This is a genomic window from Thiohalocapsa sp., assembly GCF_022340605.1.
Taxonomy (GTDB): Bacteria; Pseudomonadota; Gammaproteobacteria; order Chromatiales; family Chromatiaceae; genus Thiohalocapsa.
The window spans coordinates 13878-31734 of sequence record NZ_JAJDNQ010000113.1 but is presented as its reverse complement, the minus strand read 5'-3'; the positions used below and the strand labels follow the sequence as shown (position 1 = coordinate 31734).

The window sequence follows — 17857 nt, the reverse complement described above, 5'->3', positions numbered from 1 at the left end:
CAGGATGAGAAGCGAAGCCCGACGTGGTGCTTGACATAGCCGCCTGATCGTCAGGCACCCTGCGCCGGCCCGACTGCGCCGGGCACCGAAATCGAAGCCGCGACCAGGTTTCTTGCCAGCCCCTCAGGTCCCCGAGGGTGTACGCGGCATCAGGCAGCCCTGCTCCAGCAACCGGCGCAGGATGCCGAGGCACTGACCCTGGATGTCCGCTATCGGCAGACCCTGGGCGCGGGCGAAATCGGCAATCGTCCCGCCCAGGGTCGGAAATTGCTCCAGGCGCTCCATCAGCGCGATCACATTGGCGTCCAGACCCAGGCGCACCGGCACGCCGTCGTCCACGCTCAGGACCATCGCATCCGGGTGCCAGGACCCACCGCGCCATACGGCCTTGGACTCCAGCCGCGCCCCGGGCGTGATGACGAGCCCCGCATCGAGGATAGCGGCGTCGCTCGGGTGGGCATGCAGGAAGTCGCGATTGCGGAAGCCCTGGCGCACCGCCGCGCCGATGGGCTTGCCCGGCAGTCCTGCTTCGATGCGGCTGAAGCTGATCCAGTTCTCGCCTCCGGTGCGCCGGCGCAGGGAGATGAGTCCGCCGTGCACCGCCGTCACGCCCCGAGCGGTCAGATGCTCCAGCCACGCCGCATAGCGCTGCGGCGCCGGCGGACCAGGCTCGTGGCTGGTCTCGACCACCCACTCGCGGGCGTAGGTTTGCGGCAGTTGCCGGTTGGCGGCGAGCACCCAGGCGTCGCAGCCGGATCGTGCGAACCAGTCTGTCAGCCGCTCTTGCCACGGCTGGCCTTCCAACTCGACCCATTCGCAGATGATCTGGCAGAAGCCGCCCTCGTTGAGGTGTTCACCCACCTCGCCGACGAGTCGGCGGGAGAAATCATCCAGATCCAGCGGGCTCTCGCGGAACGGATGGTCGCTGCCGGGCGAGATCACGAATGGCGGGTTGCTCAGAATGAGGTCGAATCGCTCCCCCGCCACCGGGGCGAACAGGTCGCCGGTGACGCAGGTCACGTCGTCGCGGGCGTTGAGCGCGGCGTTGAATGCGCCGAACAGGGCCGCGCGCGGGTTCAGGTCGCTGCCCACCACCTTTGCGTCGGTGCCGGCGGCGAGCCCGTGCATCAGATTGCCACTGCAGAGGTCCAGCACGCTGACGCCATCGCACGGCACCGCGAAATCGAGCAGCGTCAGCGCTGGCTCGTTGATGGGCATCACGTAGTCGCGCGCCTGCGCGGTCTCGCGGTAGTCGAAGGTATCGGATGCCAGCCAGAGTCCGGCGCAGGGTGTGAGCAGGGCCGCCGGACGCCAGTACGCACCGTCCCGGCGCAACAGCCCGCACCGCTGCAACAGGGTCAGAATGTCGGCGGGCAGCACCGCCACCGCCGCCTCTGAGGCTGGCTGCCCCAGAAAGAAGCAGCGGGTGAGAAGGTCGAAGGTCGACCCACCGGCGGTGCGCGCGAGCAGGGCGGGCATTTGCGGCGAGTACGAGGGCAGTGGAATGCGAACGGCAAGCTGCGCCTGGATGCCGGACGCGATATAACCGCTGGCGAGGAAAAAGTCGCGCAACCGGCGGGCTTCGTCGCTGGAGGGGGCGGTGAGCATGTCGGTGTCTTTCTCGGTGAGCCGCGGAGTGAGCCGCGGGGTGAGCCGTGGCGCGCGCCGGAGCCGATGCCTAAGAGGGCCAGTATGGCAGCATTCGTTCCGCCCTTGCAGCGCGGCGTGTGCGCCAGCCTCGCGCGCGGTCCCGCGCCGAGCGCAAGCGCCGGCGGCGGGGTTGTGCTCGCCGCCCGCTGCCTCGACCATGGACTTCTATGGGGTACGAGCACGCCAGCACCTGCGCCGTTTGCGGCACCGCGCTCACGGTGCACGAGCGTGCGTGCGGCAGCATCTGTGCCGACCCGGAGTGCCGGCGCACGCATCTACGGCGGCGGCAGCAATCGCTCGCGGGCGCGCTGCGGCGCACCCGCACCGCGGTGGCGCGCTGGCGCCGGCAGTTTCCCGGCGGCGGGGATGCGGCGGCGCCAGGGCAGGTGGCAGCCGCGCAGGGAGCCGAGCCGACGGCGCTGCTGCCGGCCAACACCCGGCGGCTCGTGCCGCTCCCGGCGCGGCGCCGGCGCCGCTTCCGCGACTATTTCACGCGCTCGCTCAGCGTCGCGCTCGCGCCCGATGCCGGGCATACCGGCGGCGCCCTGCCCGGGGAGGAGTCCGTGGGCCAGGCTACGACGCCAGCGGACGCGGCGACCGTCGCCATGCTCGGGCGCGCCTGCGCCGTCTGCCGCGGCCATTGCTGTGCGCAGGGCGGGGAGCATGCCTTCCTGCGGCCCGAGGTGGTGCGGGCCTACCTGTCGCGGCACCCGGCGCTGCGCCCGCGCGAGGTGCTTGCCGCCTACCTCGACCGGCTGCCCTGGGTGTCCTATCAGGACGCCTGCGTCTTTCATACCCGCCACGGCTGCAATCTGCCGCGCGGCATGCGCTCGCGCACCTGCAACGACTACCGCTGCGGTGGCCTCATGGACTTGGCTCGCCGGCAGCAGGCAGACGCCACCATGCAGGTCTTCGCTGTCGCGGTGGACGGGGAAACACCGGTGCGGGCCGCGCTCATCCGCCGCCCCACGGGGCTGGCGTGCGAGCGCTGAGAAGTTCTTGAGACCCGCGGCGACAGGCTGCGGCAGCGCTCGCTATACTCGGCAATTCCCTCCCTCATCCGGCAGGATATCCGCCACGCCGGCATCAGTCAGCTGCCCATGTCCGCGACAGGCCCGCACAACGCCTTGCCCATTGACGGCATGATCCAGGAGTTCCGGATCGTGCGCGTCCTCGGTGCGGGCGCGTTCGGCATCGTCTACGAGGCGCGCAACACCTTTTTGCCGCAGACCGTCGTCATCAAGGAGTTCCTGCCCAGCGAACTCGCCTATCGCGATCCGGACGGCCAGGTGCGGCCCCTCTCGCAGGAGACGCTGGAGCTGTTCGAGTGGGCGCGCAAGCGCTTCCTGCAGGAGGCGAAGAATCTCTGGGAGCTCGCCCAGCCCGACCGGCATCCGAACATCGTGCGCGTCACCCGCTACGGCGAGGAGAACGGCACCGCGTATATGTTCATGGACTTCGAGCAGGGGCGCCCGCTGTCGGCGATCCTCGACGAGCAGGGCCGCCTCACCGCCGAGCAGCTCGAGCATATCCTCGACCCGCTGTTGGATGGCCTGGAGCGGGTGCACGCGAAGGGCATCGTGCACCGCGACATCAAGCCCGACAACATCATGATCCGGGACGACTTCTCGCCGGTGCTGATCGACTTCGGCGCGGCCCGCAACCTGTCCGGGCAGAGCGAGCGCTCGGTGGTGGCCGCCTACACGCCCATCTTCGCCGCGCTGGAGCAGCACCAGGCGGTGGGTGAGCAAGGGCCCTGGACCGATATCTACAGCCTCGGTGCGACCCTCTACCTGGCGGTGACCGGCGATAGGCCGCGCTCGGCCCCCGAGCGGCTCTATGGCCTGACCCAGCCGCCGGCCGCGGAGGCGGCGCGCGGGCAGTTTCCGGATGTCTTGCTCACCGCCATCGACAAGGCCTGCGAGCTGCGCCCGGAGGACCGGCCGCAGTCGGTTGCGGCGTGGCGGCGGCTGTTCGGGGTCGCCGACGACGCAACGGTGCTGGCGCCGCGGGCCGCCGCCGCGACCGATCTCCATGTGGCCGCAGACACGACCACCAGGGTGCAGCCGCGGCTGGCGGCCCGGACGCAGACCACGCCAGGCGCCACGCCCGAGACGCGGCCGTCCGCGCCGGCGAAGCGGAGCCGGCGGGGCTGGATCGTGGGCCTTGCCCTCTTGGTGTTGCTCGGCTTGGGCCTCGTTGGCTGGCTTTACCGCGAGGATATCGGTCTCCGGCTGGTGGCGATGGGATGGCTCCCGGGCGAGTCCGAGCCAAGCCCCGGGCCTGCCGAGCCCGAGGTGCCGGCATCGACCGCGACGGAGCCGGAGCCAGCACAGAGCGGGCCAGCGCAGGCCGAGCCGGCGCAAGCGCGGCCAACACAATCCGAGTCGGCGGAGCCCGAGCAGGCGCAGACCAAGCCCGCCGAGCCTGAGCCGACGGCGTCCGCGTCGACGCAGCCGACGCCAGAGCCCACCATCGTCGTGCCCGGCGCGCGCTTCTCCGATTCCATGGACGATGGCGCCGCAGCGCCCATCATGGTCTGGCTGCCGGCGGGTGACGCCATGATCGGCTCGCCGGCCAACGAGGCGGGCCGCAATAACGATGAGGCACAGACGGCGATCAGTATCCGTGCGCCCTTCGCCATGGGCGAGACCGAAATCACCATCGGCGAGTACCGGCGCTTCGTCGACGCCACCGGGTACCGAACCGAGGTGGCCGCCAGCTCCACCTGTCTGCGTCCTGACGACGCCTGGCAGCAGTTGGTCCCCGACATCACGCTGGGCTGGGAGCGCCCCGGCTATGCCGTCACCGACCGCAGCCCCGTCGCCTGCGTCAGCTGGAACGATGCGATGGCCTATGCCGACTGGCTGTCCAAGCAAACGGGCAAAGTCTACCGCCTGCCCACCGAGGCGGAATGGGAGTACGCGGCGCGCGCCGGCACCAAGACCGCCCGCTTCTGGGGCGACGACGCCGACAGCGGCTGCCGTCAGGCCAACACCGCGGAATGCGACGACAAGTACCGCTATGCGGCGCCGGCGGGGTCGTTTCCGCCCAATCCGTTCGGCCTGCGCGACATGCTGGGCAATCTCGGCGAATGGACCTGCTCGGACTACGACAGCGGCTATCGGGGGGCCGAGCTGCGCTGTGGTGCCAGGCCCTCATCCACGGCGCCGCGCGTATTCCGCGGCGGCTCCTGGCTGGACGCCCCGGTGCTGGTGCGTGCCGCGGCACGCGATGCCGCCCCCGGTAACCTCGGCTTGAGCAACGTCGGCTTCCGGGTCGCCCGCGAGCTCGACCCCCATAGCAAGCGTAAGGAAAGCACTGTTCAGAGCGAAGTCTTAGAACCTGGCGTGGAATAAGTGAATCGCCCAGGTGGCAGCCGCAGCGGCTATGCTTTGCGGTGTCCAGCGCGCGCTGAGCCGCAGCGCGGCGGTCAGAACCACCAGCAGGAACCGCCATGATCCCACTGCACCCTCCCCGGTCCGTCCTGCCGCCGCTGGCCGGCGCCACCCTGGGCCTGCTGCTCGCCGGCTGTGCCAGCAGTGGCGGTGAGTCCGTCTATGCGCAGGCCGCCGGCGCCAACGACAACCCCGCCACCGTCGAGCGCCTGGTGAACCAAGCCGAGGACCTCACCGTCGTCGACTGCCTGTTGCCGGGCAGGATGCGGCGCATGGGCACCACCGTGACCTGGGTGACGCGGCCGCGCCCGGTGAAGAAGACCGCCACGGACTGCGAGATCCTCGGCGGGCAGTACATCCTGTTCGATCGCGCCAATCCGTCCACCGCGCTCGCCGTCTGGCGCTCCGCCGCCGATGCCGGCGATGCGACGGCCCAGACCTACGTCGGCGAGATCTACGAGCGCGGCCTCACCGGCACCGCGAACCCCGCCGAGGCGGCCCGCTGGTACAAGAAGGCCGCCGACCAGGGCTTCGCCCGCGCACAGTTGCTGCTGGGCAACCTCTACGAGAAGGGGCAGGGTGTGCCGAAGGATCCGGTGCAAGCGCTGGACCTCTACCGCAAGGCGGCCGACCTCAACGAGGACAAGGTGGTCTACCTGCGCGAGGCCGTCGCGCAGGCCAAGTCGGAGTACGCCGCCGAGGCCGCGGCCCGGCGGGCGGCGGCGCAGCGTGCCGCCGCCAACCGTGCCCGCGCCCAGGCCCAGTACCAGGCGGTGCGCCAGCGCGCCGCATCCGGGCAGCAAGAGGTGCAGCGGACCGAGGCACAGGTGCAGCAGGCCAAGCAGGAAGTGGTCAAGAGCCGCAGCACCCGGCTGCTGGATCAGCCCGCGCCGGCGGTGGCCGCCAATCGGCGCCTGGTGGACCAGTACGTCGCGGTCGCAGCACAGGCCCAGGCGCAGCAGACGCAGCTGGCGGCGACGCAGCGCATCGAGGGCCTCGCAGGACCCGCTCTGGCGCAGAACTAAGCGCGCTCGTCGCGCGCGGCCCCGCGGGGCCGGCACGGGCCGTTAGCGCGGGTGAGCGCCTAATGCTTCGGCACGGAAATGCAGAGGCCGTTCGCAGCACCTAGCCCTGGCGCCCTGGAGGGCGCCACTCCGGCCGCGGGTCGCGATGGCCGGAGTGTCGGCTTCCAGGGCGGCACTCACTCGCGCCGAATCGTGTCAGCGACCCGTCATCGCCAGCAGCTCCGGCGGGTAGCGATCACCCTCGATCGGAATTTCAGCCGCCGCGCGCTCGATCTCGTCGAGGTCGCCCGGCGTCAGGGAGACCTTGGCGGCGGCGATGTTCTCCTCGAGCCGATGCAGCTTGGTCGTCCCTGGGATGGGCACGATCCAGGGCTTCTGGGCCAACAGCCAGGCGAGTGCGATCTGCGCCGGCGTCGCGCCCTTATCCGCTGCGATTCGCTTCAGCAACTCGACCAGCGCCTGGTTCTTTTCCATGGCCTCGGGCGTGAAGCGCGGCAGTCTGGCGCGAAAATCGTTCTCGGCGAGCTTGGTGTCCTTGGTGAAGGCCCCGGTTAGGAAGCCCTTGCCGAGCGGGCTGTAAGGGACGAATCCGATCCCGAGCTCCGCGCAGGCATCGAGCACGCCGTTGGTCTCCGGACCGCGGGTCCAGAGCGAGTATTCGTTCTGGATCGCCGTGATCGGCTGCACGGCGTGCGCGCGGCGAATCGTCGCGGCACCGGGCTCGGACAGCCCGAAGTGCCGCACCTTGCCGGCCTGGATCAGCTCGGCGACAGCGCCGGCCACATCCTCGATAGGCACCTCGGGATCGACGCGATGCTGATAGAAGAGGTCGATGTAATCGGTCTTCAGGCGTTTCAGCGAGGCATCGGCCACGGCCTTGATGTGGGCGGGTTGGCTGTTGAGCGCGCCCAGCCCCTTCTCGGCATCGAAGCCGAACTTGGTGGCGATCACGACCCGGTCCCGCACCGGCGCCAAGGCCTCGCCGACCATCTCCTCATTCGTGAAAGGCCCGTAGATCTCGGCCGTGTCGAACAGGGTGACGCCGCGCTCGGCGGCCGCGCGGATCAGCGCAATGCCTTCGTCCCTGGTGAGCGCGCTGGCGTAGCCGAAGTCGATGCCCATGCACCCGAAGCCAATGGCCGAGACCTCGAGCCCACGGTTTCCAAGCTTGCGTGTTTGCATGTGTGGTTCTCCCGAATTTGTCAGATGGAATGGCGTTGCCCGATGCCACTCGGACGCGGGTGTCCAGAGGGGAATCGCCCGACGCCTTCAGTGGCGCTTCGACAGACGAGACCTACGCATTTCGCTCTGGACGCGGTTTTGTCCTCGACCCGGAGAGCGAGCGTCTGCGGCGTCACTTGCCGCCGTCCGGTTGCGCGGCAGCGCACCGACGCGAGCAGGGATGCCTGGAATCTAGCGGTCGCGATATCCGGCAACAAGGTGGGCGAAGGGGGTGCCCTTATGAGAAAAACTCATCAGTGCCCGGTCGGCGCCGTGGTGATCGAGGCGCTGCGGCATCGACGCTGAAGCCGTCTCATTCCACGCTCACGCCGCGGGTCGCATCGCGGCTGGGCGGCGCCCGGTGGTCCGGGCGACCCTATCCCCCTTGTCCCCAACTCGGCTGCGCGAATGCCGTCGCCAGGAACTCCACCAGGGCTCGCACCTTGCCCGATAGGTGCTGGCGGGTCGGGTAAACGGCGTAAATGCCGATGTCTTCGCCCTGCAGCTCCGGCAGCAGCCTTACCAGGCGCCCGGCGGTGAGATCCGCGCCGATGAGGAAATCGGGCTGCAGGACGATCCCCTGATGATCGAGGGCCGCGGCGCGACAGGTATCGCCATTGTTGGTGTGCAAGCGCGAGCGGGTGCGGATGCGGCGTGGCCCGTCCGCGGCCCACAAGGTCAGGGTGTCGCCCATGGGCTCCGAGCGGTAACTGATCACCCGATGGTCGGCCAGGTCGGCCAGGCTGGCCGGCGTGCCGTGCGTGGCCAGATAGCCCGGCGAGGCGCAGAGCATCAAGCGGGTGCTGGCGAGCCGGCGCGAGACGAGGCTGGAGTCGGCCATCTGCGCAATGCGCACGGCCACGTCGAAGCCCTCTTCCACCAGGTCAACCAGGCGGTCGTTGAGTGTGACGTCCAAGGCGACCTCGGGGTGGAAGGCGAGGAACGTTCCCCAGAGCGGGGCCAGATGCAGCACCCCGAAGGACACCGGTGCACTCACCCGCAGCAGCCCGGCGGCCCGGCCCGTGACCGCCGAGACCGCCCCGTCCGCCTCAGCGAGGTCCGCCAGGATCTGCCTCGCGCGCAGCCAATAGTCGCGCCCCGCCTCGGTGAGGGCGAGGCGCCGGGTCGTGCGTTGCAGCAGGCGCCCGCCCAGGCGTGTCTCCAGGTCTTGGACGAGGCGCGAGACTGCCGTGGTGGAGGTGCGCAGCGCTCGGGCGGCCTTGACGAAACTGCCGGCCTCCACCACGGCGATGAAGGTCTCCAACTCGCGAAAGCGGTCCACGAGGATTGTCCTGATCTGCGGGATAGTGAATCACGGATTGTACGCTTTATCTTGAATGGATCGTTCAATAGATGGACGACATCATCACTTGCCACCGCTCCGGCACCACCGATGAATCTACCGTCCCTCTTCGTTTCCCACGGCGCACCAACCTTTGCCTTGGAGCCGGGAGCCGCCGGCCGCGCCCTGCAGGCCCTGGGGATGCGGCTGCCCCGGCCGCGGGCCGTTCTAGTCGGTGGTGCAGCTGTCGCTGCCCGTGACCGACGCCGCCAAGGTCCTGCTGGCGATTGGCCGGGCGCTGAGCCCGCTGCGGGCATCCGGCGTGCTCATCCTCGCCTCCGGCAGCCTGACCCACAATCTGGGCGACGTGCGTCCGGGAGACGACGCGCAAGGCGGTTATGCCGCGCGCTTGATGGACTGGGCCGCAGGCACGCTTGCCGCGGGTGACCTCGAAGCGCTCTGCGACTACCGCCGACGCGCCCCCGATGCCCGGCGGGCACACCCCACCGAGGAGCACTGGCAGCCGCTGTTCATCGCCATTGGTGCTGCCGGCCATGAGTGGAGTCGCTCCGTCCGCCTCCCGGGGGGGCTCACCTACGGCGTCATCGGCATGGACGCCTACGGCTTCGCCGTCTCGCCCGCCGTGCAGCCGGCGTTCGAGGCGGCCCTTGACGCTCGACGGGAATCGCTTGGAGCGTCGTAGCGGGCATCCGGGGCGTCCCGTCGCCGGCGTCATCTCCGGCACCGTCGTGGCGGCCTAGCAATCAGAAGATCCGAAAGCCGCGAGGCCGAGCGTGCCTCGCACGGTCTCGATGCCATGAATGATCAACGGAGCAACCAATGAACACGCCTTACCGCATTGCCGTACTGGTTGGAAGTCTGCGCAAGGAATCGCTCAACCGAAAGCTGGCCCTCGCGCTCGGCGCGCTGGCGCCTGCCGCGCTCAAGTTGGAGATCGTCGAGATTGGCGCCTTACCGCTCTACAACGCCGACCTCGACGAAGGAATCGCTCCCCGGGAATGGCTCGTCTTCCGCGAGCAGATCCGCGCCGCACAGGGGGTGCTGTTCGTCACGCCCGAGTTCAATCGCTCGGTTCCGGGCGCGCTCAAGAATGCCATCGACGTCGGCTCGCGTCCTTACGGCCAGAGTGCCTGGGCAAGCAAGCCCTGTGCCGTGATCAGCCTCTCGCCCGGTGCCCTCGGCGCCTTCGGGGCAAACCACCATCTGCGCCAGTCGCTCGTGTTCCTCGACATGCCCGCCATGGCGCAGCCGGAAGCCTATATCGGCCACGGCGGCGACCTGTTCGACGACGCGGGTGAGGTGACCAACGCGGCGACACGCGAGTTCCTGGCGGCATTCATGCGGGCGTTCGCGGCCTGGGTGGAACGCCACACCTAGTGCAGCGTTTCTCCCAACTTTGCTTTCGTTGTCGTTATCGTTGCCGTAATCGACTACCCGACCATGATTACGACCACGACCACGACCACGACCACGATCGCTGCTCGGACTGCGAGAGCGATCCTCCTGACTCGTCGGTCTGAGGGAACGCCTCGCTGGATTGCTTCAAGCGCCGAGCGCCGAGCGCGGGGGGCCAAGGGCCAAGGGCCGAGGGCTGAGGCCCAAGAAGCGACCGCAGGTGCCATTCCGGCCCTTGGCCCTTGGCCCTTTCTGGTCTGCGGGCGAGCAGGGCCGGCCACTGCGCCTCCCAGCAGCAGGTGTGATCGAAGCCGGGTAGTACGACGAGCACGGCATTCGACTGCCGTGCCACCACCGGCGCCAGGAGCCGCGGCGGTACCCGGCGGTCGCCGGCGCCGGCCAGGTGCAGTTGGGTGATGTTTGCCGGCAGCGGCGCTTGCGTGGCAGGGTCCAGCGAGCCCCCGAGCGGTGTGTAGCGGTGGTATTGCGTCCAGGCCGCGACGTCCAGGTTTCCGGCGATAGTCACCACCCGGACGGTGTTGCCGAGCCGCGGCGCCAGCAGCATCGCCAGGGTGCCGCCACCGCTGTAGCCGATCAGCACCAGCGGCCGCTCCCGCCCCGCGAGTCGGCGCAGCGCGGCGGCCATGCTCGCCACCACGCGCTCGCCATAGCGGGCATCGGTCCACAGCCGCGGCGTGCAGCCGGCGGCGTGGGCCTCGCCGTGGTAGCAGGGCCGCCCCAGGTAGACGGCGGGGGCGGGATCACGCACCAGCAGGCGCAGTGCCAGCGGATTCCGCGGCGTGGGATCGGCGCTGATGCGGGTCGGGGTGAGGAAGGGCAGGCCGTCACCCTCGAGGTAGACGTGCAGCGGTCGGTCTGCGTCCGCAAATGCGCTGTTGCGGAAGATCCGGTGGCGGAAGCCCTGCCCCTGGACCCAGCCGGCCGCGAGGCCGGCACGGCTTGCCACCTGCTCCGGGCCGCGCGGCGGTCCGGCACAGCCCGCGAGGCAGCAGCAGAGCCAGAGCAGCACGCGCAGGTTGCCGGGCGCACGCAGCACGAGCCACGGGGTCGTGCCGGCGCGGTGTGGGAGCGGCACTCTCGGTGCCGCGACCTGGGCGCCGATAGCCCGGTGCCGCCTGGGTGCGGCACCTCCGCTGCCGCGGGCCACTGGGATAGAGCGTCTATGCCGCATCGTTGTGCCTGGCCGGCGTGCCTGGCTGGAGTACCTGGCTGGACACCAGGCGGGACGCACCCTGGGGAGCGACCAACCGCCGCTGCCAGGGTCACGGGAACGGCCGTGGTGTCGTGAGGCTCTCGCCGGATCGCGGCGGGTCGAGCCCTAGACGCTCATTACGACGGCGGTCACGTTGTCGCGGCCGCCATGCTCACAGGCCTGGCGCACCAGTTCTGGAGCGCTGCGTCCGGGTCCATCGTTAGCGAGCAAGCTGGTCAGTGCCGCGTTGTCCAGCTCCCGATAGAGGCCGTCGCTGCAGAGCAGGAAGCGGTCGCCGGCCTGAAGCCGCTCCAAGCGGTAGTCGACCTTGAGGTCTTCCTCGCTGCCGACGGCGCGCAGCAGCACGTTGGCCGACGGATGCGATTCGGCCAGCTCCGGTGCCAGCAGGCCCTCGTCGACCAGGAATTGCACCTGGCTGTGGTCCGTGGTCAGGCAGTCCAGTTGGCCAGCGCGCAGCCGGTAGACGCGGCTGTCGCCCGTCCAGAGGATGGCGGCGTGGTTGCGGGCGGCAGTCAGCACCACGACGGTGCTGCCGATGAGGTCCGCCCGCATCGCGGCGGCGTACGCCAGCAGGTCGTCGTTCACGCGCCGCAGCGCCGTGATGATGGCCCGTGCCCGCCGGCCGAGCAGGGCAGTGCGCGGCAGCGCCGCCAGGGCATCGATGATGGCACGGCTCGCATGGGCGCCTTCGGCGTGTCCGCCCATGCCGTCGGCCACCGCCCAAAGGCCGAGCTCGGGCCGGTCCAGGTAGGCATCCTGATTGACGTTGCGCACGCGGCCCTGGTCGGTCGCGCCCGCCGAGATCCAGCGTGGCCGACCCGCGCTGTGGCCGCCGGCTTGGTCGGAGATCGGCATCAGGCGCTGCCGAGCCGGGTCCAGCCGCCGGCGGACCAGTCGCCGCCGAGCATGGCCATGTAGGCCGCGGGCGCCGGCAGCCCCTGGCAGGTGAGCAGGCTCGCGCTGACGTGCTCGGAGCCGGCGCTCCACCACAGGCTGTAGGACAGGAAGGCGTCCTCCAGCGCGTGCCGCAGCAGCCGGCTGGCGGCGCTCGGCAGGGCCGCCTCGCTCGCCTCGAGCTGCCAGGTGTCGGCGTGGCCGCCGTCGATGCCGGCGCCGGCCTGCAACTGCACGGGCGGCGGTGGCAGGCGCAGCAGGCCCGCATCGAAGCGTTGCAGGTCGAAGTCGTCCTCCAGCGTCGAGAGGGCGAGGTCTTCCATCTGCCCGAACCAGTCGTGGGCGCAAAGCAAACGGAAGCAGTCTGCATTGGCCGGCACGACCCGCGCCAGCGTGAGTGGGAAATAGCGCCCGACGCGGTCCACGCTCGGGATCATCACGCCGGCCCAGGCGTTGCGCCCGGCGATGCCGGGCGACAGCACGAAGCGCCACAGCGGACTCACCAGGTAGGCGTCCAGCCAGGCATCGCCGAGCTGGCCGCGGCTTTCCGCCAGCACTTGCTGCAGCCACCGATCCCAGGGTTCCAGGAACTGCCGTGGCAGGCGGCGATTGACGAAATCGCCCAGGGTCGGCAGCTTGCCGAAGAACCCCGGCGCGTCATCCGTGCCGGCGCGTCCGGTGGCCTTGGAGCCGGCTGGGTTCATAGGCGCTCCGGACAGCGGAAGCTGCGCAGTGCAGCGAGATGGAAGGGGTTGCGCACGCTCGCCGCCCGCAGCTCGAACTTGGCCCACATGCCGCCCAGGGCGAAGCGCACCCGGTACAGCTCTTCCTGGCCGGTGGCGCTCAATTGCGCCCGGTCCAGCAGGCGGAACCAGCCCCAGGCGCCGTTCCTGGTGTCGCCGATCTCTCTGCCGTTGACGCCTGTGAAGGCGATGCGCGCGCGCCCTTGGCCGTCGGCTGACGGCCACTGCATGGTCTGCGGCTTTGGTGGTCCGTGCTGATAGGTCAGTACCTGGCCGCCGATGTCCAGCGCGAAGCGTACCGCCTGCGGGTCCATGGTGTCGGGCGTCAGCGCGAATGCCGCCGCCGGCAGCTTGCCGCCGGTGGCGAAGAAGGCTTCACGGATGTCCGCGGCGCGCTGGAACTGCGCCAGCGCGCTGTCCGGGATGCCGACGCCGTTCGTGTTCCAGCGCCAGCGGGCGCGGGAGGTATCGGCGAAGGGCGCGAGGTATTGCTTGAAGAAGCCGTCGATGAGCCCGTCCGGGCCAAACAGCCGGCCGAAGTCCTGCAGGGTCGTGTCGCGGGTGCTGCCGCTGCTGAATGGGTAGCGATTGCCGATGGCCTCGCGGCAGAAAGGCAGCACCTCGGCGGTCCAGTGCTTGTTGATGTCCGCGCGTGCGCCGCCGGCGATGAGGGTGGCGCTGTCCTGCACCAGGCCGTCGACGACATTGGCGAGCACGGCCGGCATCTGCGCCGTCTGCTGTTCCAGTTGCTGTAGCTGCTGCCCCTCGCCGGCGGCGAGGACGCCGCGGCCGCTGCGCTGGGCGCTGTCGATGGCCTCCAGGCGCGTCTGCAATTGGCCGAGCTCTTGCTGGATGCGCTCGATCCGCGGTTGCTGGCCGCCGTCGGCGCGCACCAGGTCCCGCAGCCAGGCGAAGCGGTCGCTGACGTAGGTCTCCGGCGGCTCGCCGGCACGACCCGGCGCGGCACTTCCGGCGCTGGAGGTGGCACTCAGGGCCCGGCGCAGCTCCGCACCGGTGGTGCCGATGCGCTGGTCGATGACCATCCCGGCCCGCCGCTTGAGTACGCCGGACGCGGCATCGGCCTTGGCGTTGCCGGCATCGCCCGCGGCCGGCTCGACGCGGTCCAGCTCGGTCTCATCGGCGGCTGCCGTGAGCACCCGGCGCAGCGGCGAGCGCTTGGGGTCCGCTAGTGCCCGTGCGATGCTCGCGGCGTGCTGGATGTCCCGCGCCTGTACCACGTCGATGTCGTCCAGGAAGTCGGTCCAGTGCTCCGCGTAGTCGTGCAGGTAGCGCTCGCGCACCTGTTCGAGGAGCGCGTCCGCGTCGGCACCGTCCGGTGTCACCTCCGCATCGGGGCCATAGATCCAGCCGTCGGCGGCGGCGTCGGCGATCAGCGCGCGCACGGTCGGGTCGAAGTCTCGCCAGTACCCGGCATAGGTGTACAGCGCCGGGATGCCCGCGGTGATGGACTTGCCGCTCGGGCGCGTCAGCACCAGGCTGGCCTCATCGCCACCGGCCTCCGGGATGGTGAAGTCCGGCAGGTCGTCGCCGAAGCCGACGTTCTTGAGGCGGTCGTAGATGCGCTGCGACAGGGGACCCGTGTTCAGGATGTCGCGTGCCTGCTCGATCAGCCCGCCATCGAGGTCCAGTGGCAGCGGCACCGGCGGCTCGCCGAGCAGCGCATCCAGGTGTCCGGCGAGGGCATCGCGTTGCGCTCTGGTGGTCTCCCTCGGTACCTGTTCCAGCCAGTCGGCGGTGACCCAGTCGCGCACCATGTCGGGGTCGTACCTGTCCGGGTCGTCCAGCATCAGGTAGACGTGCAGGACTTGGAACAGGCGCTCGGAGTCGCCGGCGCTGGCGCGCATCTGGTCTTCCAGGCGCAGGATCACGCGTGGCAGCAGCACCCGGTGCAGCATGCGCCGGTAGGCGCGGTTGGCTTGGGAGCCGAGCTTGTCTCCCTGGTACAGCCCGAGGCCCATGCTCAACGGCACCGGCTTGCCGCGGTCGGCGTAGCCACCCGGGATGTCGCGCACCGCATCCAGCAGCGGCAGGACGTCCAGCGGGTCGCGGTCCTTCGGCGACAGGCTGTCGATGCGCTCGTCGATGACCTTCACGCTGTCTTCGACATCGTCCACGTAGGCGCGGTTGCGGCTGTAGCTGACGGTCCAGGCCGTGAGGGCCAGGAGCGCCACCAGGCCCAGCGCGGCGAAGGCGCCGCGGCGCAGCCATAGCCTGCGGCGCTCGAGCCGCGGGTCCAGCCCCGCCACCGGCGCCTCGGCGAAGACCACGTCGCGCAGCATTCGAGTGACGAAGAAGCTCTTCGCCGTGCCATGAAAGGGCCGCGGCCCGGCGCCGCCGACGCCGAAGTTGGCGGCGATCGCCCCGAGCACCCGGTCAATGGGCGTGCCCATCTGCGTGGCGCTGGTGAAGTAGACGCCCCGAACCAGCGGCTTGCGATCGAATCGGCTGGGTGCGAAGGCATCCTGCAGGAAGCGCTGGATGCGCTCCTCCAGCAGCGCGAACTGGCGCGGGAAGCTGAACACCAGCCGCCGCTTGCCGCCGTCGCGCTCCTCCTGCATGCGCGCCAGCAGCCGCTCGTCCAGGCGCTGCACCAGCGCGCGGTACTCCGCCGAGAAGCCCGCCAGCGGCTGGCCGGCGTCGTCGGCCGGGTCGAACGGCAGGGTGAAGCCCCAGACCTGGTGGCGCTCCTCCTGGCCCAGGTCGGCGAAGAACTCGTTGAAACCGGCGATCAGGTCCGCCTTGGTAAAGACCACGTAGATGGGGCAGCGCAGGTTGAGCTGGGTGTAGAGCTCCTGCACGCGCTTGCGCACGGCGCGCGCGTGGGCCTCGCGCTCGGTGTCCGTTTGCTGGATCAGGTCCGACAGGCTCAGTGCCACCAGCACGCCGTTGATGGGCCGGCGCGGGCGGTAGCGCTTGAGCATGCCGAGGAAGCCGGTCCAGGCGGCGCTGTCCACTTCGGCGTAGCTGTCCTGGGTGGTGTAGCGCCCGGCAGTGTCCAGCAGCACGGCCTCGTCGGTGAACCACCAGTCGCAGTTGCGGGTGCCGCCGGTGCCCTCGATGGCGTTCTTGCCGAACTCCTCGGCGAGCGGGAAGCGCAGACCGGAGTTCACCAGCGCCGTGGTCTTGCCGCAGCCGGGCGGACCGATGATGAGGTACCAGGGCAGTTGGTAGAGCCATTGGCCGCCGAGCCGGCGGCGCATGTCGCCGCGCTTGAGCACGGCGAGCGCGTCGTGGAAGCGCCTGCGGATGGTGGTGAGCTCCTCCGCCGAGGCCACCTCCGCCGAGTCCATGCCGGGCTCGCCGTCTTCGGCGAGCTGCTCCACCAGCTTGCGGTTGCGAGCGCGGGCGCGCAGTAGCAAGAGCACCTGCACGATGGCCCAGATGGCGAACAGGGCGCCGATGATCGCAAGCCGCACGCCAGACGACGCCAGCGGGTCCTTGCCGGCGAAGCCGAGCAGCGGACCGACGAACCAGATCAGCAGCGCGAGCGCGACGACGCCCAGCAGGGACAGGAACCAGCCCGAGCCCAGGAAGCGGAACCAGCCTTTCATGGTGCCACCCGCCCGCGGGCCGTGCCGCCGTGTGCGCCGATGAGCATGATCTCGACCCGGCGGTTGCGCGCATCGCGCGGGTTCTCGGGGATGAGTGGCTCGGTGGCCGCGAGGCCTTCTGCAGTAAAGCGCGCGGGCTCGCCGGTCTCGTCCACCAACAGGCGCATGACTGACTCGGCCCGCGCCTGGGACAGGGCGTAGTTGTCCGGAAAGCGCAGGGTGTGGATCGGCGCGCTGTCCGAGTGGCCGGTGACCAGCACCTGTCCGGGCAACTGCTTCAGCGCGTCACCGACGCGGCGCACCAGGGTCACGAAGGGTGGCTGCAGTTGGTCGCTGGCGGAGGCGAACATGGCGCTGCCCCCCAGCAGCACAGTCTCGCCACGCGGGCGGTTCACGACCTGGAGCCGGTTGGCGGCGACTTCGGGCGCCAGCAGCTCCCGCAAGGTCGGTGGCGGCGGCGGTGCGTCGGGTGGCGGCGGCTCGGGCGCCACGCGCTTGATGGGCTCGACGCTGCGCTCCGGCATGGGCGCCAGGCGCTTGTCCAGCGCGGCGAGCTCGAGGAAGGCGGGGTTCGAGTCGCTGCTCAGCGCAAAGGTGTAGACGGCGAACAGCGCCAGCAGCAGCAGGCCCGCCAGCCCGGCGAAGACCCACAGCGGCAGCTGGTGTAGCAGCGGGTCGCGCTGCGCCGTGACGCCGCGCCAGTGCGGCGAGAGCTCGGGCTCCGGCTCCTGGCGCTGGGCGCGGATGGTTTGATAGAGGTGCTCGCGGATCTGCTCCAGCTGCGCCCGGCCGCCGTCGCGGATGCGGTACTTGCCCTCGAAGCCCATGGCCAGGCAGAGGTACATGAGCTCCAGCAGGTGCAGGTTGCCGGCCGGGTAGGTGAGCAGCTTCTCCAACGCGCTGTAGAATTTGTCGCCGCCCCAGGTCTCCTTGTGGAAGCTCACCAGCAGGCCACGCGAGGCCCAGATGCTCTGGCTGCCCCAGGGGGTGTCCAGCACCGACTCGTCCAGCAGCGCGCACAGCATGTAGCGTGCCGGCAGGACCACCTGGTCGGCGAGACCCTTGCCGCGCGCACACTGCTCGAAGGCGCGTACCTGGCCGATGAGCCGCTCCAGCAGGCCGGTGGGGTCCGCGTGGCCGGGGCTGCCGCGAAGCTGGCCGGCGACGGTGAAGAGATCGGTGGCGCAGGACACCAGCGGGTTGTCGGTCATGGCTCCCGGCAGGGCTCCGGGCAGGGGAGCGGCGCCGGGGTGCGTCGCGCCAGGTGGCGGCATCTGTTGCGGCGCCGGCTGCGGCACGGATTGCGCACCGGATTGCGGCTGCTTCTGCCGTGGCATCGGGCGGCGGTGTCCGGGCGTCGGCCGGATGACCGTGGCGCCGGGGTTGTTTTGGGTCAGGAAGGGTTTTTCTTCGTCGGTCACG

Annotated in this window: 13 protein-coding genes; 5 read left to right on the top strand and 8 right to left on the bottom strand. The window is 70.2% G+C overall.

Translation table 11 applies throughout. The features are described 5' to 3' along the window. Nucleotides 1-123: 123 nt before the first annotated feature. Complete coding sequence (locus LJE69_RS14745; RefSeq protein ID WP_296926404.1) at nt 124-1608, bottom strand: class I SAM-dependent methyltransferase; 1485 nt, start codon at nt 1606-1608, stop codon at nt 124-126. A gap of 209 nt (nt 1609-1817) precedes the next feature. Here LJE69_RS14745 and LJE69_RS14740 point away from each other — a divergent pair, with 209 nt between their 5' ends. From LJE69_RS14740 to LJE69_RS14730, 3 genes are all read left to right on the top strand, one after another. Further along, nucleotides 1818-2642, top strand: coding sequence for a hypothetical protein (locus LJE69_RS14740; RefSeq protein ID WP_296926402.1), 825 nt, complete (start codon nt 1818-1820; stop codon nt 2640-2642). Nucleotides 2643-2750: 108 nt separating this feature from the next. Beyond that, entirely contained in the window at nt 2751-5009 is a 2259-nt protein-coding gene (locus tag LJE69_RS14735) for an SUMF1/EgtB/PvdO family nonheme iron enzyme (RefSeq protein ID WP_296926400.1), read from the top strand. A 98-nt stretch (nt 5010-5107) separates the two neighbouring features. Further along, nucleotides 5108-6073, top strand: a complete 966-nt coding sequence (locus LJE69_RS14730; RefSeq protein WP_296926398.1) for a tetratricopeptide repeat protein — start codon at nt 5108-5110, stop codon at nt 6071-6073. 195 nt (nt 6074-6268) lie between these two features. Here the strand turns inward: LJE69_RS14730 and LJE69_RS14725 are convergent, their stop codons facing one another. Both LJE69_RS14725 and LJE69_RS14720 read right to left on the bottom strand, forming a co-directional pair. Further along, nucleotides 6269-7255 carry an aldo/keto reductase gene (locus LJE69_RS14725; protein WP_296926396.1) on the bottom strand — a complete coding sequence of 329 codons (987 nt, stop codon included), beginning with the start codon at nt 7253-7255 and terminating at the stop codon, nt 6269-6271. A gap of 415 nt (nt 7256-7670) precedes the next feature. Beyond that, nucleotides 7671-8576 carry a LysR family transcriptional regulator gene (locus LJE69_RS14720; RefSeq protein WP_296926394.1) on the bottom strand — a complete coding sequence of 302 codons (906 nt, stop codon included), beginning with the start codon at nt 8574-8576 and terminating at the stop codon, nt 7671-7673. Between the two features lie 235 nt (nt 8577-8811). Here LJE69_RS14720 and LJE69_RS14715 point away from each other — a divergent pair, with 235 nt between their 5' ends. Beyond that, entirely contained in the window at nt 8812-9279 is a 468-nt protein-coding gene (locus LJE69_RS14715) for a class III extradiol ring-cleavage dioxygenase (protein ID WP_296926392.1), read from the top strand. A gap of 137 nt (nt 9280-9416) precedes the next feature. Then, nucleotides 9417-9974: an NADPH-dependent FMN reductase gene (locus LJE69_RS14710; RefSeq protein WP_296926389.1), complete on the top strand. Its 558-nt coding sequence runs from the start codon at nt 9417-9419 to the stop codon at nt 9972-9974. Nucleotides 9975-10041: 67 nt separating this feature from the next. Here the strand turns inward: LJE69_RS14710 and LJE69_RS14705 are convergent, their stop codons facing one another. The 5 genes from LJE69_RS14705 to icmH form a co-directional block, all read right to left on the bottom strand. Next, entirely contained in the window at nt 10042-11088 is a 1047-nt protein-coding gene (locus tag LJE69_RS14705) for an alpha/beta hydrolase (RefSeq protein WP_296926387.1), read from the bottom strand. A gap of 243 nt (nt 11089-11331) precedes the next feature. Further along, nucleotides 11332-12081 (bottom strand): protein phosphatase 2C domain-containing protein, encoded by a 750-nt coding sequence (locus tag LJE69_RS14700; protein WP_296926385.1) that lies wholly within the window; start codon nt 12079-12081, stop codon nt 11332-11334. Then, nucleotides 12081-12824, bottom strand: coding sequence for a type VI secretion system-associated protein TagF (gene tagF / locus LJE69_RS14695; protein WP_296926383.1), 744 nt, complete (start codon nt 12822-12824; stop codon nt 12081-12083). Before tagF ends, LJE69_RS14700 begins: the two co-directional genes overlap by 1 nt. Beyond that, the gene (gene tssM / locus LJE69_RS14690; protein WP_296926381.1) at nt 12821-16435 is read right to left on the bottom strand and encodes a type VI secretion system membrane subunit TssM; all 3615 of its coding nucleotides are present in this window, start codon (nt 16433-16435) and stop codon (nt 12821-12823) included. The genes tagF and tssM overlap by 4 nt, the downstream gene beginning before the upstream one ends. Continuing rightward, on the bottom strand, nt 16432-17856 hold the full coding sequence (gene icmH, locus LJE69_RS14685) for a type IVB secretion system protein IcmH/DotU (protein ID WP_296926379.1): 1425 nt from the start codon (nt 17854-17856) through the stop codon (nt 16432-16434). Before icmH ends, tssM begins: the two co-directional genes overlap by 4 nt. Nucleotide 17857 lies beyond the last annotated feature (1 nt).

What these genes read in the sequence shown, in the direction of transcription:
- LJE69_RS14700 (WP_296926385.1), bottom strand. Translation starts at nt 12,081, where the DNA reads ATGCCGATCTCCGACCAAGCCGGCGGCCACAGCGCGGGTCGGCCACGC.
- tagF (WP_296926383.1), bottom strand. Translation starts at nt 12,824, where the DNA reads ATGAACCCAGCCGGCTCCAAGGCCACCGGACGCGCCGGCACGGATGAC.
- LJE69_RS14735 (WP_296926400.1), top strand. Translation starts at nt 2,751, where the DNA reads ATGTCCGCGACAGGCCCGCACAACGCCTTGCCCATTGACGGCATGATC.
- LJE69_RS14730 (WP_296926398.1), top strand. Translation starts at nt 5,108, where the DNA reads ATGATCCCACTGCACCCTCCCCGGTCCGTCCTGCCGCCGCTGGCCGGC.
- tssM (WP_296926381.1), bottom strand. Translation starts at nt 16,435, where the DNA reads ATGAAAGGCTGGTTCCGCTTCCTGGGCTCGGGCTGGTTCCTGTCCCTG.
- LJE69_RS14740 (WP_296926402.1), top strand. Translation starts at nt 1,818, where the DNA reads ATGGGGTACGAGCACGCCAGCACCTGCGCCGTTTGCGGCACCGCGCTC.
- LJE69_RS14745 (WP_296926404.1), bottom strand. Translation starts at nt 1,608, where the DNA reads ATGCTCACCGCCCCCTCCAGCGACGAAGCCCGCCGGTTGCGCGACTTT.
- LJE69_RS14725 (WP_296926396.1), bottom strand. Translation starts at nt 7,255, where the DNA reads ATGCAAACACGCAAGCTTGGAAACCGTGGGCTCGAGGTCTCGGCCATT.
- LJE69_RS14710 (WP_296926389.1), top strand. Translation starts at nt 9,417, where the DNA reads ATGAACACGCCTTACCGCATTGCCGTACTGGTTGGAAGTCTGCGCAAG.